General features: G+C 51.2%; 18 protein-coding genes and 1 tRNA gene. 5 read left to right on the forward strand and 14 right to left on the reverse strand.

Translation table 11 applies throughout. The annotated features are described in order from the left end of the window. The first annotated feature begins 1 nt into the window (after position 1). Positions 2-2,845, forward strand: a complete 2,844-nt coding sequence (locus tag IPM52_01650) for an AsmA family protein (GenBank protein MBK9290330.1) — start codon at positions 2-4, stop codon at positions 2,843-2,845. Between the two features lie 34 nt (positions 2,846-2,879). After that, positions 2,880-3,356 carry a hypothetical protein gene (locus tag IPM52_01655; protein ID MBK9290331.1) on the forward strand — a complete coding sequence of 159 codons (477 nt, stop codon included), beginning with the start codon at positions 2,880-2,882 and terminating at the stop codon, positions 3,354-3,356. On the opposite strand, the gene lysA is transcribed toward IPM52_01655, so the two are convergent. Together lysA and IPM52_01665 are read right to left on the reverse strand one after the other, a co-directional pair. Then, a complete protein-coding gene (gene lysA, locus IPM52_01660; GenBank protein ID MBK9290332.1) occupies positions 3,314-4,507 on the reverse strand; it encodes a diaminopimelate decarboxylase in 1,194 nt (397 codons plus the stop codon). The two genes, IPM52_01655 and lysA, sit on opposite strands and share 43 nt — an antisense overlap. Positions 4,508-4,509: 2 nt before the next feature. Continuing rightward, the gene (locus IPM52_01665) at positions 4,510-5,841 is read right to left on the reverse strand and encodes an aspartate kinase (GenBank protein MBK9290333.1); all 1,332 of its coding nucleotides are present in this window, start codon (positions 5,839-5,841) and stop codon (positions 4,510-4,512) included. Between the two features lie 168 nt (positions 5,842-6,009). Between IPM52_01665 and IPM52_01670 the strand changes: the two genes are divergently transcribed. Next, complete coding sequence (locus IPM52_01670) at positions 6,010-9,615, forward strand: response regulator (protein ID MBK9290334.1); 3,606 nt, start codon at positions 6,010-6,012, stop codon at positions 9,613-9,615. Here the strand turns inward: IPM52_01670 and IPM52_01675 are convergent. The 8 genes from IPM52_01675 to IPM52_01710 form a co-directional block, all read right to left on the reverse strand. Then, on the reverse strand, positions 9,603-10,400 hold the full coding sequence (locus tag IPM52_01675; protein MBK9290335.1) for an RNA methyltransferase: 798 nt from the start codon (positions 10,398-10,400) through the stop codon (positions 9,603-9,605). The genes IPM52_01670 and IPM52_01675 overlap by 13 nt on opposite strands. 5 nt (positions 10,401-10,405) lie before the next feature. Then, the gene (locus tag IPM52_01680) at positions 10,406-11,545 is read right to left on the reverse strand and encodes a saccharopine dehydrogenase NADP-binding domain-containing protein (GenBank protein ID MBK9290336.1); all 1,140 of its coding nucleotides are present in this window, start codon (positions 11,543-11,545) and stop codon (positions 10,406-10,408) included. Between the two features lie 6 nt (positions 11,546-11,551). Continuing rightward, positions 11,552-12,448: a DMT family transporter gene (locus IPM52_01685; protein MBK9290337.1), complete on the reverse strand. Its 897-nt coding sequence runs from the start codon at positions 12,446-12,448 to the stop codon at positions 11,552-11,554. A gap of 14 nt (positions 12,449-12,462) precedes the next feature. Further along, positions 12,463-13,260, reverse strand: coding sequence for a gamma-glutamyl-gamma-aminobutyrate hydrolase family protein (locus IPM52_01690; GenBank protein ID MBK9290338.1), 798 nt, complete (start codon positions 13,258-13,260; stop codon positions 12,463-12,465). A 33-nt stretch (positions 13,261-13,293) separates the two neighbouring features. Then, entirely contained in the window at positions 13,294-13,980 is a 687-nt protein-coding gene (locus IPM52_01695; GenBank protein ID MBK9290339.1) for a methyltransferase, read from the reverse strand. 34 nt (positions 13,981-14,014) lie between these two features. Further along, on the reverse strand, positions 14,015-14,542 hold the full coding sequence (rimM, locus tag IPM52_01700) for a 16S rRNA processing protein RimM (GenBank protein MBK9290340.1): 528 nt from the start codon (positions 14,540-14,542) through the stop codon (positions 14,015-14,017). Positions 14,543-14,620: 78 nt separating this feature from the next. Then, a complete protein-coding gene (locus tag IPM52_01705) occupies positions 14,621-15,124 on the reverse strand; it encodes a 30S ribosomal protein S16 (GenBank protein ID MBK9290341.1) in 504 nt (167 codons plus the stop codon). A gap of 88 nt (positions 15,125-15,212) precedes the next feature. Beyond that, on the reverse strand, positions 15,213-15,536 hold the full coding sequence (locus IPM52_01710; GenBank protein MBK9290342.1) for a hypothetical protein: 324 nt from the start codon (positions 15,534-15,536) through the stop codon (positions 15,213-15,215). A 191-nt stretch (positions 15,537-15,727) separates the two neighbouring features. On the opposite strand from IPM52_01710, the gene IPM52_01715 reads away from it, so the two are divergent. Together IPM52_01715 and IPM52_01720 are read left to right on the forward strand one after the other, a co-directional pair. Then, positions 15,728-16,195, forward strand: a complete 468-nt coding sequence (locus IPM52_01715; protein MBK9290343.1) for a transcriptional repressor — start codon at positions 15,728-15,730, stop codon at positions 16,193-16,195. A 98-nt stretch (positions 16,196-16,293) separates the two neighbouring features. Continuing rightward, positions 16,294-17,592 (forward strand): adenylosuccinate synthase, encoded by a 1,299-nt coding sequence (locus IPM52_01720; GenBank protein MBK9290344.1) that lies wholly within the window; start codon positions 16,294-16,296, stop codon positions 17,590-17,592. A 42-nt stretch (positions 17,593-17,634) separates the two neighbouring features. Here the strand turns inward: IPM52_01720 and infB are convergent, their stop codons facing one another. The 4 genes from infB to IPM52_01740 form a co-directional block, all read right to left on the reverse strand. Continuing rightward, positions 17,635-20,784 carry a translation initiation factor IF-2 gene (infB, locus tag IPM52_01725; GenBank protein MBK9290345.1) on the reverse strand — a complete coding sequence of 1,050 codons (3,150 nt, stop codon included), beginning with the start codon at positions 20,782-20,784 and terminating at the stop codon, positions 17,635-17,637. A gap of 51 nt (positions 20,785-20,835) precedes the next feature. Further along, positions 20,836-22,071, reverse strand: a complete 1,236-nt coding sequence (gene nusA / locus IPM52_01730; protein ID MBK9290346.1) for a transcription termination/antitermination protein NusA — start codon at positions 22,069-22,071, stop codon at positions 20,836-20,838. A gap of 16 nt (positions 22,072-22,087) precedes the next feature. Further along, on the reverse strand, positions 22,088-22,552 hold the full coding sequence (gene rimP / locus IPM52_01735; GenBank protein ID MBK9290347.1) for a ribosome assembly cofactor RimP: 465 nt from the start codon (positions 22,550-22,552) through the stop codon (positions 22,088-22,090). 171 nt (positions 22,553-22,723) lie between these two features. Next, positions 22,724-22,794: transfer RNA gene (locus IPM52_01740), tRNA-Gln, on the reverse strand. Positions 22,795-23,080: the final 286 nt, after the last annotated feature.

The following is a 23,080-nucleotide window of genomic DNA, read 5'->3' on the forward strand; positions in this document are numbered from 1 at the left end:
AATGAAAACGATTTTGAAAATTGCCGGTGTGACCCTGGCGGCATTGCTTTTGCTGGCCGTTTTGCTGCCTTATATTTTTCGGGATCGGATCGGACAGCTGGTGAAAGACGAAATAAACAAAAGCGTGAACGCACGCGTAGATTACGGCAGGGTAAGTGCGAGCTTTTTCAGGCACTTTCCGGCTTTTACGCTTACAATCAATGATCTGGATATCAGTGGACTAGGCGAATTCGACAGCATTCCGTTGTTCAATGCGTCAAAACTGTCGGTTACCATCAATCTTCGGTCGTTGATTGCGGGCAGTCCATACAAAGTTGAGCGCATCAGCCTTGACCGGGCCGGTATTCACCTGCTTGTTAATGCCGAGGGCAAGGCCAACTGGGATATTGCCCTGCCCGATACGACAGAGCAGACCGTTGAGCTTGCGGATGAAGGAGAATCTATTAGCCTGAAGCTTAAAAAGATAACTGTGAATCGCTCGGAGCTCAGCTATGTTGACCATGAACTCAGTTTCTCGACCAGGCTCACCGGACTGAAAGGAAACCTGAGCGGCGATATGAGTCTCGACCGTACGCTCCTTAATCTGGATCTGAGCTCGGACAACCTGGTGATGAGCTATGAAGGTATGACGCTGCTGGACAAAGTGACGGCAGTTTTTACGGGTAAAATTGATGCAGAGCTTGCACGCGATATGTACACCATCCGATCCGAGGTGCTGAAGCTCAACGAAATGAACCTCGACTTTGCGGGCAGTTTCGACCTGAGCGGCGAAAACATCGGGATGGATTTCGTGGCTGAAGCCAGGGATGCCGATTTCAGGCAGCTGCTCAGCATTGTGCCGGCCATCTACACCAACGAATTTAAAGATTTGAAAGCCAGCGGGCGTTTCAGTTTAAAAGCCGGGATGAAAGGGGAATATGGTGAAAAGGTATTCCCGGCTTATTTTGCTCATCTTGAGGTCGAAAATGGCGGATTTGCCTATCCTTCTCTGCCTTCCTCGCTCGAGCGCTTTTTCCTGCAGCTCAGGGTGGATAACCCGGATGGGGTGGATGACCACCTCGCGTTGGATATCGACCGTTTTTCCGCAACCATCAATGGCCAGTCGGTGGAGGGACGATTGTCGCTCCGCCAGCCATTCACTGATCCGCTTTTTAAAGCTTCGCTCGATGGTGTGGTTGATTTTGAGACAATTACAGGTTTATTGCCAGCCGGCACCCTTCCAGAAGCCAAAGGTCGGCTCAATGCTGCTTTCAGCGCGGCCGCAAAAATGTCGGACATCACCGCCAGGCGCTATGCCCAGGTGGAAGCCTCGGGACAACTCAGCCTGAAGGACTTTTCGCTGAAAGAGGCTCAGCCTGGCATGGATCTCACCCTTGCCTCGGCCACTGCCACCCTCAGACCTGAGGCTTCACGAATCGAAATTAAGGGGTTGCAGCTCGGAAAGAGCGATTTCGAACTCACAGGGGAAGCGTCCGACTACCTGCCATACCTGCTTGCGGATGGTGTTTTGAACGGAAACTTGTCGATCCGCTCTAAACTGCTCGATGCCAACGAGCTGATGCAGGCGTTTATGAAAGCCGATACAATCGCTCAGGCCGGCGATACCACAGCGATGAAACTCGAATTGCCCGAAAGGCTGAATCTGGGCTTCGATGCCCGGATCGGCCAGCTCTTGTACGAAAATTTTGAGCTATCGGAGGTCAATGCCGGGCTGCGTTACGTAAACAAGACGCTGACCTTTAGTCCGCTCAATGCCAGGATGCTGGGTGGAACCATTCAAATGCAGGGGAGCTTCGACGGTAAAATACCTGACCAACCCATGGTTGATTTTAGTTTCGCTTTAAATGATTTTGATATTCCATCTGCATATCAGACACTTGGCTTATTCAGCAGGGCTGCACCCATTGCAGAACGTACCAAAGGCCGGTTTTCGACCAGCTTCCGGATGAAAGGAATGCTCGACCAAAATCTGCAACCCGTTTTCAGTACATTACAAGGTGGGGGCGGACTGCAATCGAGCCGCATCACCATCGAATCGGTCAACCTGCTCAACATGCTTGCCGACCGGCTTGGCAATGAAGAGCTGCGGCGGATTGTGAGCGATGGTGTCAACCTTAGTTTTGAGTTTATCAATGGGAGGGTATTTCAGAAACCGTTCACTTTCAGGTATACGGATATGGAGGCTACACTGGCTGGTTCCATTGGTTTTGACCAGACCCTGGACTACGATCTCGCCCTGAGTGTGCCATTTGAGAAGCTGGGTGCCGAGGTCAACAGGCAGCTGCAACAATTGAGCGCCCAGGCTGCCGGACGGGGGATTAATTTGTCGGCAGGAAATAGAATCAATGTCAGGGCGAAAATTGGCGGAACAGCCACAGCCCCCACCCTGAGTCTGGATTACCGTGATTACGCCTCTAACCTACGCAACGAGCTGATGCAGGCGGCCTCGGCCGAACTGGAGAAACAGAAAGAGCAGCTGCGGATGCAGGCCAGGGAAGAAGCCGACAAAATCATCGAGCAGGCCAGGCGACAGGCTGAGGAAATCATGCAGCAGGCCGAAGCTGCGGCAAGCCGCATCCGCACTGAGGCTGCCGAAGCTGCTGCGCGCGTGCGCCGCGAAGCGGATTCCCAGGCTGAAAAGCTCATCAACGAAGCCAAAGGCAAAGGCATGCTCGCCGAAAGGGCTGCTCAGGAAGCGGCTCGCAAACTGCGACAGCAGGCAGCAAGCTCTGCACAACGCATCGAACAGGAAGCCGACAGGCAGGCCGGAAATGTGGTTCAGGAAGCCAGGCGCCAGTCGGACAAGCTCCTCGACGATGCGCGGGCACGTGCAGCGCAACTTTAGCTGGCAGACGTGAAACCAAAAAAAGCATTCGCGTATGGAAAACAAAAGACCCGTTATCGAAGCTCAAACCCTCCGTCGCGTCGTGTTTATGTTCTGGTTCATGTTTTCAGCTACCAGCATTTTACTTGCTACGGCTGTCGCCCTGGCTTCCTCCGAAAGCATCCACTGGCTCCCTGATTTCCTGGGTTTTATCCTGCTGGTTGTGGCAGTTGTTTTCGCAATAGGTGGTTTTGCAGGCACCAGGCTGATTGCCGGACATATCTTTTCGCGTCCGGAGGTGTTTCGCAACGCCGCAAAGCTGAACGAGTCGTTTGTGTCGTGGGTGATGATCCGCCTTGCACTCACAACCATGGCCTGTCTTTTTTCCTCTGTGGGTTATATGCTCACATCCAACTTGTTTCTGCTGATTGTGGCCTTGCTCATGCTTGGTCTGATGGCACATAACAGGCCAACAAGGCAGCAGGCCGATCAACTTTTGGGTAAGGCAGGAAAGTCCTCGCCGGTGAAGTAATAAGCCGCTGCCTTGCTGCGCAGGTTGTATTGCGACGACATCACCTCGCCATACGCACCTGTAGTACGGATGGCAATCAGGTGGCCACGCTCAGGCTGTGGAAGCATTACCGCTTTTCCGAAGCAATCCGACGACTCGCAAATCGGACCAACCACATCGCAGTTCACCGGCAGTCCGGAGGGATTGCTGATGTTTTCAATTTTGTGATAGGCCTGATAAAGTGCCGGACGGATCAGCTCGGTCATGCCTGCATCGAGAATCACAAACCGGGTGTTGATGCCGGGTTTCACATACAATACCTTGGAAATGAGCGTTCCACACTGTGCCACCAATGCCCTTCCAAGCTCAAAATGTACTTTTTGTCCGGGCAAGAGTTCGAGCACATCGGCAAAAAGCCTGAAAAAGCGACGGAAATCAGGTATAGCCTCTTCGTCGGGCCGGTGATAATTCACCCCCAGACCTCCGCCAAGGTTGATATGACGGAGGTAGATGCCTTTTTTGCGGAACAGATCGTTAAACTCATTGGCACGCAACGCCAGCGAGCGGAAAGGTTCAAAGCTGGTGATCTGCGATCCGATATGAAAATGGATGCCTGTGAGCTCGATGTGTTTCATTTCTTTTAGTCTTGCGAGCACAGGTTCGATTTCCCAGGGATTGATGCCAAACTTGTTTTCCTCCAGTCCGGTGGTGATGTAGTGGTGGGTATGGGCATTCACTCCGGGATTGAGCCTCAGGGCCACAGGCGCTCTTTTGCCAAGCCTGCCGGCCCTTTGGTCAATGACTTCCAGCTCCTGCAACGATTCTACATTGAGGCTGAAGATGTCATATGTGAGTGCAAAGTCAATCTCCTGATCTGTTTTCCCCACCCCGGCAAATGCAATTTTTTCCGGGGCAAACCCGTGTTGCAGGGCAGCGGCCACCTCGTTGCCGCTTACGCAGTCGGCACCAAACGACAGCCGGCTGATGGCGCGGAGGATTTCGGGATTGCTGTTGGCTTTGAGCGCATAATGCACCTCGAAGCCGTGAGGCATGGCGGCATTTTTTGCAGCCTCAAGGGTAGCCTGCAGCAGATTGAGGTCGTAAAAGTAAAACGGAGTAGCAGCAGCTGAGGCGGCAGTCTCTGATATTTTAGCTATTGGAAGGGTGTACATGTTCAGCGTCGATGCTTCAGGAAAAGGTGTTCATTGAGCAGTTGGAGGGCTTCCTTTTTGTGTTCGGTCGAAATCAGCACCGACACATTATGGGAGCTTCCTCCGTAGGATATCATGCGCAGGGGTATGGTGCGCAAGGCTTCGAGGATACGGAAGGCCAGTTGCTGCCGTTGCGGGCCAAAATCGCCAACAACACACACTATGGTTTGGTTGCGTTCGGCCTCGGTGGTTCCAAACTGCTGCAGATCGGCCAGAATATCGTCGAGGTGGTCGTCTTTATCTATGGTGAGCGATACAGCCACTTCGGAGGTGGTGATCATATCAATGGGCGTCCGATAACGCTCAAATACCTCAAACACAGCACGCAGAAAACCGTAGGCCAGCAACATGCGGCCCGAGCGGATATTGATGGCTGTGATGCCATCTTTGGCAGCAACGGCCGTGAAATCGCGGCCGCTCGAATGCTCCGAAATCAACGTTCCCTGCGCTTCAGGCTTCATGGTGTTGAGCAACCGGATGGGTACTCCGGCCTTTTGTGCAGGCAGCACACAGGTCGGGTGCAGGATACGCGCCCCGAAATATGCCAGCTCGGCGGCTTCGTCGTACGAAATACGGGTGATCGGAAAAGTGGGCTGCACCACCCTGGGGTCGTTGTTGTGCATGCCATCGATATCAGTCCATATCTGAATTTCAGGACTTTGCAAAACGGCTCCGATGATAGTGGCCGTGAAATCGCTTCCACCCCGCTTAAGATTATCCACTTCGCCAAAGGCATTCCGGCAAATGTAGCCCTGCGTGATAATGAGCTCTTTGTTGGGCTGTTTTCGGACGCATTCTTTAATTTTTCCTGAGATGAAATCATAATCCGGCTCTTCGTCCGGGGTAAGGCGCATGAAATCGAGGGCAGGCATAAGTGAGCAGGCAATGCCTTGTTCTTCAAGGTAATAGTAAAGCAACGCTGTCGAAATGAGCTCGCCCTGCGCCAGAATGGCCTTTTCTTCGTGCACGGTAAACATGTCGAGGGTAAATGCCCTCAGGTAGCTGAAATGATTCTGCAGCATCTGATGTGCTTTCTCAAGCCCGGCGGGGCTTTCATAAAGCTCAGCAACAACAGCCGAATATTGTTGTTCAAGTTGATCAATCCTTTTCCCGGCCTCTTCCTGCTTTCCCTCATAAAGCGCTTGAGCAATGGCTACAAGGGCATTGGTGGTGCCTGCCATGGCCGACAATACCACAATCTTTTGCGGATGGCCCGAGATGAGCGGCACCAGCGCCTTGAAACGCGCGGCTGAACCCACCGAAGTGCCTCCGAATTTGTACACATAATATTCCATCCTGTCCCAAATTAAGCGTGCAAAACTATACATTTCTGTACATCCGAAAACTATCTGATAATCTTCTGATATTCCCACATTTATATTGACCCCCGATAATTTATTTTATACCTTTGGTTTCGGGACTTTCTATCTGATGTTCGATTATTTCTATAAATCCAGGCTGAAATGAGAGCAATAGTTAACTACTACCTGATAATTTCTCTGATAACCACAATAGGAATCGGAGGTCTTTTTTTTCTTAAAAAGTGGACTGATAATTCTTTTCCCGTCCATACGGAGGCCAATCTGGATTTTGTCGAGGGAAAAGCGAGGGAAGTAACAAAGATATTAGCCGAATCAGTCATATTTTCGATCTTCGTTGAACAGGGAACTTCAGCAAGTTCGGTAGTATCAGCACGGCTTAACAAGTATCTGGATGTGCTTCGGGCCAATTATGGATACCGTGGGTTAGCGCTGATCAGCCTGGAAACCGATTCGGTGATTGTGCACGCTGCATCAGGTGATGTGACGGAGATTGAATCGCACCGTACTTTTTTCAGCAAAGATCCCGGTCAGAGCAAAATCCGCTTCAATCAATACGCAGTATTCGCAAATCTTCCTGTCAGCAAAACGAAAGATGCTGATGGTCAACAGTTTGTTCTTTATTTTGAAATGGAAACAGATTCTGTTCAGCCAACAGAAGTGAGGGCGAATAAACAGCTCAGTTTCCTGATTGATATCTTATTGGTTTTCATTGTTGTGTCCTCGGCTGCAATTATTATTCTCCGAAGGAGTAATTACAATAGGCTTAAACTGGTTGAAGCTGCGCTCATTCTCGTGCTTGGTTTTTACACGGGTTGGTGGCTGAAGCTTGTGGTGGAATATCGGTCGCAGATACAGCGCGAAAAGGTCTTTCAAAGCTTCGCCGATAATAAATTGCACAGCTTACGCGACAATTTGAGAGGTGTTGTCACGAATATGGGGCTCATTCAATCTTTTTTTGAAGCCAGCGACGAGGTAACGGGAGCGGAATTTCGTCACTTCGCCTCAGGCATAATGCGTTCGAATAGTTTTTATAATGCGTTTTCAATTATTGAAGCATCGGTGGAGCCGGCAACTACAGATGCTGCAATCGTGAGCAAGCTGCAACAAGCTCATTGTGCCTTAAAATCTGAGAATGAATCTGATCTAAATGCGACAGCGCCTGAGCAGGATCCTCTGCTTGTCAGTCTGATCGACTCGGCAGCATGCACCGGCCTGGTTTACAGTGCGATTTCTTATGACCTCAAAAGCTGTGGAGATCGTGGGGCTTCCCTGCTTATTGTTCTACCCATGTTTGTGCCTGGCAAGAGGCTATCTCCCGGTGAGCACAAGTTTATCGCAGCTTTTGTTGACTTGCAGGAGCTGCTCAATAAAACGATGTCGGATGGTAATGAAGCGAATAAATACCTCCCCCTGGGACTGGCCATTCAGTCGCTGCAAGATCCAGGGACACAGGAATGGCTGGCATCATACCCTCCCGAACACCTGGCTTATCATACCACTGAACCGGGAATGGATAATCATGAAAGTTATAGCTTATCCGTTCAGAAACCTTTGTTTCTGGGTGGGGTAACATTCTTCATGACCACACATGATTCGCCGGAGTTCAGTGAATTTATTCCCGCAGCAAGCGGAAATTTTATCCTGTTGATCATCACCCTGTTATCTTTTGTTCTGGCTGCTTTGGTTTACCGTTTCCGATTGGGCTGGGACAGCCTGGAAGAGGCCGTGGCCCTGCGCACAGCCCAACTGAATCTGAGGGTACGCGAGCTGGAACTTTTGCGCGAACTGAGCCATCAGCTCACCCAGAATCAAAATCTGGAAGATGTGCTCAGCTGGCTTTGCAATCAATTTAATTCAGATGAAGTACTCAACCGGGAAAAGTTCGCGATGGTCATCAATTTCCGGGGCAATACCTTATGTGGTGCACTGCTGGATAGAAAACCTGATGCACGACTAACGAGGAAATTTGACATTAATGAAACCGATGGGGTGGCAGGAACGATTAAACTATTTGTTTTGGATAAACAATTGGAAAAAGATAAGGAAGAGCTCAACGAATCATTCTTAAACCAGATAGCGTTTGTGCTCAATTCCTGGTTGGCCTACACCCATGCCCAACAAAAGCTCAGTGAGGCCGAAGAACGCTTCACAAGGCTGGTCGAGACTTCTTTTGACGGGATATATCTTCTTGAAAACGACCGGTTTGTATGGGTTAACCAGGCCTTTGCCGACATGGTTGAATATCCGCTTGAAACGCTCACCTCTCCGGATTTCGATCCCGACAGGTTGCTCACTGACAAGGCGCACGAAATCTCGCAGGAAAGAAAGGCCATGCGCGAGCGGGGCGAGCTGCCTCCGGCCCGGTTCGATTTTCAACAACTGACAGCCTCCGGAAAAGTGCTGGATGTGGAGGTGAGCCTTGTAACCGACATTACGCCAGGCAAAAAGACCGTTTTTGGTATTGTGCGCGACGTGACCGAACAGCGCCGCCTCAACCGTGCATTGCACGAAAGTGAAGAGCGTTTGCAGCAGCAGAACGAGGAGCTGCAGCTGATGAACGAGGAACTTACCACCAGCAATGCCCAGATGCGCGAGCTCAACCTTGCCCTGAGCGAAGCGTATAAACGTGCCGAGGCCGGTGACAAGCTAAAGTCGGCATTCCTGAACAATATCTCGCACGAGGTACGCACCCCGCTTAACGGTATTTGTGGTGCAGCCGAAATCCTGTCCGATCCCGAACTCGACCTCGAAGAAAAGCTCGACATGATTGAGATTCTCAATATGAGCACCAGGCGCCTGTTGCGCACCATCACCCAATACATGGATATCTCGCTGCTCGATTCGGGAAATATGCCCGTTGTTGCCACAGAATTTAGGTTTCTCGACTTCATGAATCCACTTTTGAATGATTACGAAAACCAATGCAAAACCAAGGGTCTGGCATTTGAATTTCGTAATCATTTGGGCGACTGCATGCTACATTCCGACAAATCCCTGTACGAAAAAGTGATCGGCCATCTGCTCGACAATGCGGTTAAATTCACCTCCGAAGGCAAAGTGGAAGTGATTGCTGCAAGGGATGGCGACTTCATTCATATTCAGATCCACGATACGGGCAAGGGGATGGACAAGAAGTTTCATCCGCGAATCTTCGATCTGTTTATGCAGGAGGATATTTCCGACAAACGCAGGTACGACGGCAGTGGTCTCGGGCTCCCGATTGTAAAACGTATCACCGAACTTCTGAACGGCAAAATCAGCTTTGAATCCGAGCTAGGGAAAGGCTCCACCTTTGAGGTGCGGTTGCCAGCCCAATTTGTAGAAAGTACAAAACTTGAGCCGGTGTTCCCCGAGCCGGTCGAGCATCCGCATATTCTCGTGGCCGAAGACGAAGACAGCAACTTCATGGTACTCAAGCTCTTGCTCGAAAGGCGCTATAAAGCAAAGATTTCGCGTGCATGGCATGGCGAGCAGGCGGTGAACATTGCTCAGCACGAAAGCGATATCAAATTGGTTCTGATGGATATCAAGATGCCGGTGATGGATGGTTATGAAGCCACAAAGCTGATTAAGACCCTGCGACCCGACCTTCCGGTGATCGCCATCACTGCCTATGCGCTAAGTGGCGACGACCAGAAAGCTTATGCAGCTGGTTGCAACGATTACCTCCCCAAACCGATTCAGGCAAACCTGATGTTTGAAAAGGTAAACCGCCTGCTGAACATCCCCGGCGATCAGCCTCTTTGAGAAAACCTGCGCTGCCGCAATGCCTCGAAGGTGACTATGGCAGCGGCAACCGACACATTGAGCGAGTCGGCCACACCATGCATCCGAATGCGGATTCGTTTGTGGGCATTTTTGCTCCAGAATGCGCTCAGACCATCGGCTTCTGTGCCCATGACAATGGCTGTTGGTCCGGTAAAATCTGTATCAAGATAATCGGCTGAAGCCTCAAGGTGCGTGGCAGCAATGGATATCCCATGTTTTTGCAGCCAATCCAGCGCTTCTCCGGAAGTGCAGGCCCGCACCTGTACCGTGAAGATACACCCTACACTCGAACGGATAGCATTCGGATTGAACAGGTCAGTGGCCGGATCACATACCATCACAGCATCCACACCTGCGGCATCGGCAGTGCGCATGATGGCACCCAGGTTACCGGGTTTTTCCACCGACTCAAGCACCAGAATTAAAGGATTGCTGCTGATTTTTAATGAATTGAGATTAAGTTTTGGTTCTTTCGCCAGGGCGATGATACCATCAGAGTTTTCGCGATAGGCCACATGGCCGAACACTTCGCGGCTGATGGGATGCACCAGGCAGGAACGCATCAGCTCTTCCGCAAACCCGCGATCGTCGGGTTTGATCAATTCTTCGCAAACATATAACTCATCGAATTGCCAGCCGGAAAGCTTCGCCCTTCTGATTTCGCGCATGCCTTCGATGACCACCAGGCCTGCTTCGCGCCGTTCGCGTGGCTTCTGAAGCTGAAGCAATCGCTTGATCCGGGGGTTCGACCTGCTTGTAATCATCTTATTTACAGTTTGTTTTCGCTATACTTATAAACTATGCCGCGCTTTTCCATGTCCGAGAGGATAAAACTGACCAGGGTTTCATCGGCACCCAGATGCTCAGGCATGTGAATTCCTGCTCGGTTAAAAGCGCCGCTTGCCAGCAGACGAAGGGCAGCCGTGGCAGCATAACCAGTGGTGCGAGCCATGGAGTGAATGCCCGAAGCGCTGTCGAACCGATCCAGCAAATCCCACTGAAGCTTCGTCGGGTGCCCTTCGCTATCTAGTCCTTCAGCTTCGATACGCATCACCGTGAGGTCGGCCTCCCCGGGCTGGAGTTTCCATTGTTCAAACAGCACGGCACTGGTAAATTGCAAGGGCGTCACCTGCTGATCGCCCAACGGGAGGGCTTCAGTGGAAAAAAAGCCGCTGTCGCGAAGCAACTTCACTGCATCGAGGTGCCCGGGGTAGCGCAGGGTTTTTTCTGCCATGTGCTCTGCCTTTATGGTGTCAGCCAGGGTTCGCAGTCCATCGCTATTAAATGCTTCGAGTGTGCCAATATCTTCAAAATCAATCAGCTCTGATTCGCTGAGCGCAGGCACCACCTCTATTTTTCCGTTGCGCACTATGCGCGCCGGACGGGTGTATTCTTCGATCACATCCGATGGCGAGAAAACAGCTTTATATTGCCAGGGCAGGCTTCGCCTTGCCGGCAGTCCGCCAACCAGGATGCGCAGTTTTTCCAAATGTGGCAGTCTGGCGGCTGCCAATCCGCTCAGCATATGGCTCATGCCTGGCGCTACGCCCATGTCGCAGATCACACAACTGCCATATTGCCGGGCCAGTTCATCGAGCTGGCGCGGATTGTCGGCATAAAATGCAATGTCCACAACCGGTTTGCCAGCGCAGGCCAGAACTTTCAATGTCCCGAACCCAATGCTGCCAGGCACGGCATTCACAAACATATCGTATTCCGCGCACAAGCCGGTGAGAAATGAAGCGTCGGTCAGGTCGCATTGCAGCGTTTCAATTTCCTGATTTTCGATCTGAGCCAGGGCATGAGCCGATCTATCGGCCACGGTCACGCGAAATCCTCCGCGTTCGGCGAGGTCGAGGGCTATCGGTCGTCCAACCAGTCCACTGCCCAGAACAAGTACTTTTTTCATAGCTGTTTATTTTTTTAAGGGCTGTTGCGCCAGGATCACCCCGCTTATCACCAGCACGATGCCGGCCACTTTGTCGGTGCCGATCACCTCATCGAGAAACAGCCAGCTGAAAAAGGCCGTAAACACCGGGATGAGGTTGGCGTAAAAATTGGCTTTGGTGATGCCTATGCGTTTCACCGTTTCGGCGTAAAACACATAAGCAAGTGAGCTGGCAAAAATTCCCAACAGCAACAGGTTGATAATCAGATCCATTTGTGCTGGTGCCACGAAAGCCTGCAGCCCGCCACTTAGCAGGAGGAAAGGAATCAGGTAAATGGCGCCAATACTGTTTTCAACCGCGATGATGGCCAGGGGCTGCATGCTGAAAGTAAGCCTGCGCAGGATGATGCCATGCGCCAATGCACTGCCCACTGCCAGAAAAAGCAACAAAATGCCTGTGGGTGAGGCACTCAGATTCATGTTGCGATCCACAATCATCACCAGCACACCCGAAAACGAGACAAACAATCCGATGATGTTGAGCAGGCTGATGCGTTCGCGCAAGGCTGCAAATGCCACAATGGGCATAAAAACCGGAATGGTGGCAATGATCACAGCGCTCAGAGTGGGCGAAACCAGCTTAAGACCAAAATTTTCTGAGAGAAAATACAGAAAGGGATTAAACAAAGCTGCCAGTGCAAGCAGCTTAAATTGTGCTTTGCTCAGCCGGGGCAGTTCCTTGCGCAGAAGCAGCAGGCTGAAAAGGAAAACTGTCGAAACAACAAGCCTGAAAAAGACTACAGATGCGGGATTGATATATTCGAAAAGATTTTTCGACCACAGGTACGACATACCCCAGAACACCATGGCCAGTACAGCCAGCAGGTGCGTGGCGGCAAATTTGTTGTTTTTGTGCAGAAACATCAGGCAGAGCTTAATCAGCGTTTTTTGGACCGGTATTTTGCTGCCTCCTGCAGAAAACTCAACGCGATTTTTCCCGAAAGCTCGTCGTCGTGCGCCATCCATTCCGGATGCCATTGCACGGCCAGAATCCATTGTTTGTTGCGTTCGTCGTTTTCGATGGCCTCAATCAGCATGTCGGGCGATGTGGCCGCCGGTTTCAATCCACTGCCTAGTTGATCAATTCCCTGATGGTGGTTGCTGGCCACCCAAACGATCGGTCTGTTTACCAGCGAGGCAATTCGGCTTCCGGGAATCAGTGTCACAGGGTGATCGGCCCAGTCTTCCTCACCCACGCGATGCAACTCGCCCGAGCCGATGTCCTGTGGCAGGTCAACATGCAACGATCCGCCCGAGGCCACATTGATCATCTGAAGCCCCCGGCAGATTCCTAAAATCGGCAGGTTGAGGCTGCGGGCAATCCGGAAGGCTTCCAGCTCATAGCGGTCGCGAACAGTGTCAATAAATCCGCAACGCACGGTATCATAAGCTTTTCCGTAGTTTGCAGGATGAATATCGGCTCCACCGGTAAACAGAATCCCGTCAGCAATAGCCAGACTGTCGGCCAGGTGTTCCAACGCAACTTCTGAAAGGTAAATAAACCTCAGATTGCTGTCCTGGCGGCTCAGCCACTCCCCGTATTTCTTCCCTTCAATCTTGCGCTCCTTGGTCAGTGCAATCACCAGGGGCTTGCTATCCGGCGATCCGGTGGTGCACGAGCTCAATATCAGGATGCACACCCAGCACAATGCAACAAAAATTCTAAGCTGTTTCATGTGGAATGTTTTGGCAAATATACCTCAGCAGCTTCACTCGCCCAAACCCAGATAAAAATCCTTGAGCAATCGGGTATAAGCCTCTGTGAAGGCCATATCTGACCTGCGGATGGTGAAATAAGTCTCCTCTGTAACCAGCATGCCATTGTTAGTGAGTTCGATATGCATTCGGTTTGCAGGTCGATTTTCCACTGGGATGATATGCTGCACCCTGGCAGGATGCAATCCGTAATCTGCAGCCAATTGGCGCACAGTGTTGCCCACCTGCCAGGGCAAAACGATGGACGCTTTTCCCGAATGCGCGAGCAGACGCGAAAGTGCGCTGAGCAAATCGTGGTAGGTGAGGCTTGCGGTATGCCTTGCCAGATTGCGTCTTTGGTTTTTGCCGGGTATGTGCTTATCGAAAAAGGGAGGGTTCGAGATGATCAGATCGTAGTGCCCGTCAGTTGGCGGTTGAAAGGTGCGCAGGTCAGCGTGTAAGGCCTTAAGGCGGCTGCTCCAGGGCGACCGGATGAAGTTTTCGGCAGCTTCGGCCACGGAAATTTCATCCACATCAATGGCATCGATCAGTGCATTCGAATTCCGCTGCGCAAGCATCAGGGCCAGGATGCCTGATCCGGTGCCGGCATCAAGCACACGCAGCGCCCCTTCCACATCTGTCCATGCCCCAAGCAATACGGCATCCGTACCCACCTTCATGGTCGAGCGGTGGTGCTTCATGCTGAATTGCCTGAAATGAAAGGGTTGGGCCATCCTATCCGTTCAGGTACATGTCAATCAACCCCTCAGGGGTTTTCACGAAAATGGTTTTGCGCTTCCGGTCAACCTTGGTGATGATCTTGTCGTGGACAGGCACCAGCACTTCTTTTTCTTTGTAGAAAACCTGAAACACCGCCTGACCCGGATATTCAATCACCCGGGCTATGTTTCCGAGTTTTCCGAAGGCTTCGTCCTCCAGCAAGAAGTTTTGCACTTCATGGAAATAAAACTTATTGCCTTTGAGCTTAGGCAGTTGATCTATAGGCAAATACAGTTCTTTGCCGGTGAGGGTGAGGGCCTTTTCCACACTGTCGATATCTTCCAGTTGCAAATAAGCTTTGTCGTTGTGGATGCTCATTTGCCTGATGAAGTAGGGGACAAGCCTGCCCGCAATGTCAATAAAGATCACTTTCTGCCTGGCGTATAAAGCTGGCTGGTCGGTATCGATGCGTATGCTGAGCTCTCCACGGATGCCGTGGGTTTTGATTATTTTTCCGAAGTAGAAGAAATCGTCCTTGTTCATTGCTGATCGGGTATCCGGTGAGGTCAAAAATACAAAAAGCCGGTTTGAGCCGGCCTTTTGGTTGAGTGTCGCTTTCGGTTATTCTTCGCCAGCAGGCTCTCCTTCGTTCTGGCTTTGCATTTCGGCCAGGCGTTTTTTTGCCACTTCGGCTGCTTTTTGCTCGCGAATTCTGGCCTCTTCCTCGAGGGCCTTTTTCTTTGCGCTGGTCTTGCTTTCGGCGAGCGCTTTTTTCTTGGCTTCAATCTTGGCCTCTTTTGCTTTCAGCCATTCCTGAAACTTGGCTTCGGCCTGTTCGGGGGTGAGGGCGCCCTTGTCCACACCTTTCAGGAGGTGACGTTTGTAGAGCACACCTTTATACGACAGAATCGCGCGTACCGTTTCGGTGGGCTGTGCACCATTGCCCAGCCATGTGATGGCACGATCGGTGTCGATGTTAATTTCTGCCGGATTAGTCATTGGGTTGTAAGTGCCAATCTTCTCGATAAACCTGCCATCCCGTGGTGCACGACCATCCGCAATTACAATATGATAAAAAGGTTTGCCCTTTTTACCATGACGTTGTAACCTCATTCTTACTGGCATAACTGTTAGTTTGAAATGAAACAATGATGATTTGGGAGTGCAAAGTTCGGATTTTTTTCCAAACAAAATGATTTTTCTGTATTTTTTGTTAATCCTCAGCAAGATAGATGGCTACCAGATGAGCCTTGCCCGTTTCGTTCAGATGGTTTCTTAATGATTGGATGTGCTGGTAAAGTTCTTTTTCACAGCGAGATACATGGTATTGCCACACGTCGGGTAGCTTGTGACGCAGCTCGTAATCTGTCCGAAGCATCTCAAGGGCCAGCCTGGCATTGTGGCAGGCGCTGATGTGCCTGGCTGTTTTGGCATCCTGCCGGTCCAGATCCGCCAGCATCTCATGCAGCCGCATATCCCCGTTAACTTCTGTCCCTGCCCCGGCAAGCAGGGCTTTGCAAAGCTGTTCGAGCATCATAAAAATTGCTTTGGCCAAAACTAAGTCATTCTAAGGCGTTGTGCTGTCGATTTTTATTTAAAAGCATTCTAAATATTGGCTAAAATATCTAATTTTACAAGCGGAAAATTAAGTATCCGGTTTTGCTGCCGTACGGCCGAAATGGCTGTAGTTCAGGCAGGCAGATTCCGGGTTGATATACCAAAGCAAACATGAGCGAACACACAAACGACACCTTCGAAACAGTAAAAAGGATTTTTACTGAATACCTGGAGCAAAGGGGGCATCGCAAAACACCGGAGCGTTTCACCATCCTCAAGGAAATCTATAACACCGACGGCCACTTCGACATCGAAACCCTTTACGTGCGCATGAAAAACAACAAATACAGGGTCAGCCGTGCCACCTTGTACAACACCATTGAACTTCTTCTCGATTGTTCGCTGGTTACCAAGCATCAGTTTGGCAACAACTGCGCACAGTTCGAACGCTCGTTCAAGTTTCGTCAGCACGATCATTTTGTGAGCATCGAGGACGGAACCGTGCTCGAGTTTTGCGACCCGCGCATTCAGGAAATCCAGAAATCTGTCGAAGAACTGCTCGGGGTCGAGATCACCCATCATGCCCTCACTTTCTACGGCCGACAAAAAACTTCAGAAGCCAAGGCCCGGCAGGCTTAAACGCACTAATTTCAATGGCATTGGTCGAATGGCCGTGCTTAATGCGTAACTTTGCCCCGCAGGGGCTTTTTTTATGTCACTTAAAATCAATGTAATAGATGAATAAAGCCAAAGTTGATGTGCTTTTGGGGCTGCAATGGGGCGACGAAGGCAAAGGTAAGATTGTGGATGCACTGGCTCCGAAATACGACGTGGTGGCCAGGTTTCAGGGTGGGCCAAATGCCGGGCATACCATCGAGTTCGACGGAAAAAAATATGTGCTTCATACCATACCCTCAGGCATTTTTAACCAGGGAACCATCAACCTCATTGGTAACGGCGTAATCATCGACCCGCTTATTTTGAAAAAGGAGCTCGACGGACTCGTTCAGGCTGGCCACCAACCTCAGCGCAACCTTTTTGTGAGCCGGAAAGCCCACCTGATCCTGCCCACACACAGAATGCTGGATGCAGCACTCGAAGCATCCAAAGGTGCCGGCAAAATTGGCTCCACACTTAAGGGCATCGGACCAACCTATACCGACAAGGTGAGCCGCCATGGCCTGAGGCTCGGCGATCTGGAACTAGAAAACTTCGCACAGCGCTACGAAAATCTGAAGAAGACGCATCTGCAAATCATCCGGATGCATGGTTTCGACCTTGATTCGCACCGCATCGACGGTCACGACTTCGAATCGTACGAGAAAGCCTGGTTCGAGGCTGCCGGATACCTTCGCACATTGCAGTTGATTGACAGCGAATATTTTATTAACGACCTGCTAAGTCAGGGAAAACGTGTTCTGGCCGAAGGTGCACAGGGCTCGATGCTCGATATCGATTTTGGCAGCTATCCTTTTGTAACCTCTTCAAATACAACGATTTCTGGTGTGTGTTCCGGGCTTGGCGTACCCACTTCGGCCATTGGAAAAGTTATTGGAGTATTTAAAGCATATTGTACCCGCGTGGGCAGCGGACCATTTCCCACAGAACTTTTCGACGAAACGGGCAGCATGATGCGGGAGCGTGGCAGAGAGTTTGGCAGCACCACCGGTAGGGCAAGACGCTGCGGCTGGCTCGATCTGCCTGCATTGCACTATGCCATCATGCTCAACGGTGCCACAGAGCTTGTGATGATGAAGCCCGATGTGCTCGACAGCATGGCCGAAATACGTGTGGCCACCGCCTACCGCATGAACGGGAGCGAAACAGCTCAGATGCCTTTCGACTTGCTCACGGCCAATCCGGAGCCTGTTTATGAAACCCTTGCCGGATGGCAGTCAAGCCTCGGGGAGGGCGCCTCGTTTGATGAACTGCCCGTTCAGTTCAGGCAATATGTTGGCTACATCGAGAAAAAAACTGGTGTGCGGATCAGTATCATATCCACCGGTCCTGATCGCTTGCAAACAATTTGGAGATAATAAAAGGGGCTGAATGCCCCTTTTTTTCTGTATATCGGCTTGTTACAGCTTGCGTTGCACTTCCCGTTCGGTGTAGCCTTCGATGATGTCGCCCACTTTGATGTCGTTGAAACCATCAATGTTCAGACCGCATTCGTAGCCTGCCGAGACTTCCTTGACGTCGTCCTTGAAACGTTTGAGCGATCCGAGGTGTCCGGTGTAGATCACAATGCCGTCGCGGATAAGCCTGATTTTGGTATTACGGGTGATTTTGCCGTCGAGCACCATACATCCGGCCACGGTTCCCACCTTGGAAATTTTGAAGGTTTCGCGCACCTCGAGGTTGCAGGTGATCACTTCTTCGATTTCTGGCGAGAGCATGCCTTCTATAGCAGCCTTGATTTCTTCGATGGCTGTGTAGATGATGCTGTAGAGGCGGATGTCGATCTCCTCTGTTTCGGCCAGCCTGCGGGCACCCATACTCGGGCGCACCTGGAAGCCGATGACAATGGCATTGGAAGCCGAAGCCAGCATGATGTCCGACTCGGTGATGGCACCCACCGATTTGTGGATCACATTCACCTGTACCTCCTCGGTCGAAAGCTTGAGCAATGCATCGCTCAGGGCCTCAACCGAACCGTCCACGTCGCCTTTCACGATGAGGTTCAGCTCTTTGAAGTCGCCAATGGCAATGCGCCGGCCAATCTCGTCGAGGGTGATGTGTTTCTGTGTGCGCAGGCCCTGCTCACGCAAGAGCTGCTGCCGGCGCATGGCAATGGTTTTGGCTTCTTTTTCATCTCTCATCACCACAAAGGCATCGCCTGCCTGAGGTGCGCCTGTCAGACCAAGCATGAGCACCGGAGTGGAAGGTCCGGCTTGCTTTACCTGCTGGTTGCGTTCGTTGAACATGGCCTTGACTTTGCCATATACCGTTCCGGCAACCACCACATCACCTATTTTTAATGTGCCATCCTGCACCAGAATCTTGGCCACATAGCCACGGCCTTTGTCAAGGGCCGATTCGATGACGGTTCCTTTGGCAAGCTTTTTCGGGTTAGCTTTCAGGTCGAGGATTTCAGCCTCGAGCAGTACTTTTTCGAGCAAGAGGTCGATGCCATAACCACTCTTGGCCGACACTTCCTGACTTTGGTATTTTCCGCCCCATTCTTCAACCAGGAAGTTCATGTTGGCAAGTTGTTCCCTGATCTTTTCGGGGTTGGCGGTTGGCTTGTCGATTTTGTTGATGGCAAACACGATGGGCACGCCGGCAGCCTGTGCGTGGTTGATGGCTTCTTTGGTCTGGGGCATCACGCTGTCGTCGGCGGCAATCACGATGATCGCCACGTCGGTGAGTTTGGCACCACGGGCACGCATGGCTGTGAATGCTTCGTGACCGGGTGTGTCAAGGAAGGTGATTTTCTTGCCTTTTTCGGTGACCACCTCATAGGCCCCGATGTGCTGGGTAATGCCGCCGGCTTCGCCTGCCACCACATTCGACTTTCGGATGTAGTCGAGCAACAGCGTTTTACCGTGGTCCACGTGTCCCATAACCGTAACAATGGGCGCCCTGGGCACAAGGTCGGCCGGATCGTCTTCCTCCTCGGCCGTGGCAATGATCTCCTGAAGATCCTCGGTTACAAATTCTACTTTATATCCAAACTCGTCAGCTACTACTGTAAGGGTCTCAGCATCAAGGCGTTGGTTGATGGATACGACCAATCCCAGGCTCATGCAGGTGGCAATGACCTTGGTTACCGGAACATTCATCATGGTAGCTAGTTCGTTCGCTGTAACGAACTCTGTTACACGCAGGATATTCTTTTCTTCTTCCTGCCTTGCCATTTCTTCAGCCATCCGGTCGGAGAAGGCTTCGCGCTTTTGACGGCGGTGTTTGGCGCCTTTCGATTTGGTGGATGCGGTCAGACGGGCCAGGGTTTCTTTAATCTGACGCTGAACTTCTTCTTCCGAAAGCTCAACTTTTTCTTCCTTTTTGGGTGGTGCGGGCTTGCCCTTCCGCTGCTGATCGCGAGGCTGCTGGGATTGTTTGTCCTGTGCAGCTGGTGCGGGAGCTTGCTCAGCACCTTTGTTCTTTATGCGTTTGCGCTTCTTCTTTTTGCCATCCTGTCCGGGTCGGGGATCCGATGATGTGGCAACCGGCTTGGGCTTGTTGCTGCTCGTAAAACTGCTCACATCAATCTTACCCAGTACTTTTGGGCCAGCAAGTTTTTCTACCCTGGTTTCGATGAAATTTTCCGGGCGTGCTGGCTGCTCAGGCTTTTGATCTTCAGCAGGTTTTAATTCCTGTTTAGCCTCGGCTTGTTTTTTGGCTTCTTCGGCAGCTTTGGCTGCAGCTTCGGCCTGACGGCGTGCTTCGGCTTCCTGCTCCCTGCGGGCCTTTTCTTCCTCTTTGCGCTGCTCGCTTTCCTTCAGGCGCTGCGCTTTCGATTTCTTATCGGGTTTGGTCTTCTGGTTCAGTGCGTCCAGGTCGATCTTATCCAGAATCTTGATGCCAATGCCATCGCTTTTTTCGGTGCTCTCAGCTTGGGCGGGTTCCGCAATCGCAGAGCTGGTTTCGGCCGCTGCCGGCGTCTTCACCTCAGTTTCCGGAGCGACGAAAGTTTTTTCCGTGGGTTGTGTTGTTTCGGTTTTGCTTTCTGCCGGTGCTATTGCTTTTTCGGTTACAGCTTCTGCAGCCGGAGGGGCCGGGGCAGCCACAGGCTTGTCAGCAGGTTTGGCTTCGGTGTCCTGGGCTTTTGAAGCTGCTGCTTCTGTCCTGGCTGGTTCGGCTTTAACGGGTTCTGCTTTGGGTGGCTCGGCAGGTTTGGGTGGTTCGGCAGGTTTTAGCGGCTCAACAGCTTTGGCTGGCTCGGCCTTCGGGGCCTGAGGGGGTTTGGTCTGGGCCATCCTGCTTCCACGCAAGAGGCTGTCGGTGTCGATGTCTTCTTCGTCATCAATGGTAGGCGCAACCATCTCGGCTGTGATGGTCTTGCGGTTGCTGCCCCCAATCTCAATTTGCTTGGCCACCTCTTTCACCTTTTTTTCCTGGCTGTATTCCTTGCGGACAAGCTCGTACATTTCGGCCGTGAGGCGGGTATTGGGATTGGGATCGATGGCGTGACCCTTCTTGCTCAGAAACTCAACGATGGTGGCAGTGCCAACGTTGAACTCCTTGGCTGCCTTGCTTAAACGTACTGTCGTTGAGCTTTCTGTCATAGTGAGGATGAGATTCTTAATCTTTTTTAACAAGCTGCAAAAATATGAGATTTATTCGAACTCGGCTTTCAATATACGGATGACTTCGTGTATGGTTTCGATCTCAAGATCGGTGCGCTGTTCCAATTCTTGCGGACTGAGTTGCAGTACGCTTTTGGCCGTATCACAACCAATGGCTTTAAGCTGGTCAATAATCCACTGATCGATTTCATCGTTAAATTCCTGAAGATCAACGTCTTCGGTATCGATATCCGAATCGCGGTACACGTCGATTTCGTAGCCGGTGAGTTTGCCGGCCAGCTTGATGTTGTAACCTCCTTTGCCGATTGCCAGGCTCACCTGATCGGGTCGCATGAACACCTCGGCACGTTTGTTTTCTTCGTCAATGTGGATGCTGGTGATCTTGGCCGGACTGAGCGCCCGTGCGATGAAAAGGGAGGGGTTGGTGGTGTAGTTGATCACGTCGATGTTTTCGTTGCGCAGCTCTTTCACAATACCGTGGATGCGTGAACCTTTCATGCCTACGCAGGCGCCAACCGGGTCGATGCGGTCGTCGTACGATTCCACAGCCACTTTTGCGCGCTGGCCGGGTTCGCGGACGATGCGGCGAATGGTGATCAGGCCGTCGTAAACTTCGGGAACTTCGGCCTCGATCAGGCGCTGCAGAAAGATCTCGGAGGTGCGCGAAAGAATGATGTGCGGGGTGTTGTTTTTCATTTCCACCTTGAGCACAACAGCCCGTATGGTGTCGCCCTTGCGGTAAAAGTCGCTGGGAATCTGCTCCGACTTGGGCAGCATCAGCTCGATGCCTTCGTCGTCGAGCACCATGATTTCGCGGCGCCAGATCTGGTAAACCTCGCCCACGATAATCTCGCCAACCTTGTCTTTATACTTTTGGTACACATTGTCTTTTTCGTACTCCATCACCTTCGAAACCAGGGCCTGGCGGATGTTGAGAATCTCGCGCCTCCCGAATGCACTGATGCTGATGGATTCCGACACCTCTTCGCCCACCTCAAAATCGGGTTCAATCTTGATGGCTTCCGAAAGGGCAATCTGACGTGCAGGATCTTCCACCTCTCCATCTTCCACAATCACGCGGTTGTGGATGATTTCAAGGTCGCCCTTGTCCACATTCACGATGATGTCGAAGTTTTCGTCGGAGCCGTATTTTTTGATGATCACCGAGCGGAACACATCTTCGATGATGCGCATCAGACGCTCGCGGTCGATGTTTTTGAACTCTTTAAACTCCGAAAAGCTTTCTACTAGGTTGATGGTGTCCATGAATGGCGATGGTTTGTTATTGGAAACTGATTTGTACTCTTGCTTCTTTGATCTGACTGAAATCAATCTGCTGCGGTTCGGCCTTTTCAGTTTGCTTGAGGCGATTGCGTTTTTTGGTAACGACAGGTGTGAGTGTAATACCCTGGTCGTCGGCTGCAGTGATGATGCCTGTGAGCTCGGAACTGTCGGTCAGGGTGAGCTTCACCGTGCGGTTGATGTTTTTGCGGTATTGCCTGGCAAGGGTGAGCGGGTGGTCGATGCCGGCCGAAGATACCCTGAGCTCAAAGTCCTGGACATCGCGGTCGAGCTTGCCCTCAAGCATGCGGCTCACCTGCACGCAATGGTCAATGGTGAGCTGGGTGTCCGAATCCAAAAACACCATGATGAGGTCGTCGTTTTTTATCAAAACATCCACCACAAAACGGTCGGTGCCTTCGAGGAACTCCGTGACCCACTGCCTGATCTGATTTTTGTCAATCATTTCTTTAACCAATTAAAAAGGGGACTCCTGGCCCCCACTTTATCTTCAACCTCCGCAAAATCGCTGCAAAGATACAACAATTTTACGAGGGCTGTCCATTCCGGGTGTTTTTGCAGGTTTCGAAAAACCAACAAAAAAACCTGTTACCAGCGGTAGCAGGTTTTACCTTTGTTGTCCGACCAGGATTCGAACCTAGACAAGCAGAACCAAAATCTGCGGTGCTACCGTTACACCATCGGACAATCGTTTCAAACTTCCGGCAGGACAATAATCCGGCCAAAAGCGAGTGCAAAAATAATACTTTTCCTCAAATCGCCGCAAGTCGAAAAAGTGTTTTAGCAACAGATTGTTATCATGAGTTCTTTATGAAACAACAAAACACACTTAATCAAGATTTTAGCGAAGCAATAATGATTTTTGAGGTGTTGGGCTCCGGCCAGCGGTTGGCTAACGCAGGTTACCGTTTTACCTGCCGGATTGACACATATTTATGCTGAAAGCCTGCAATTCGGGATGTGTTCTGCACAA

The sequence above is a fragment of the Bacteroidota bacterium genome (genome assembly GCA_016715945.1).
Lineage (GTDB): Bacteria > Bacteroidota > Bacteroidia > Bacteroidales > F082 > JALNZU01.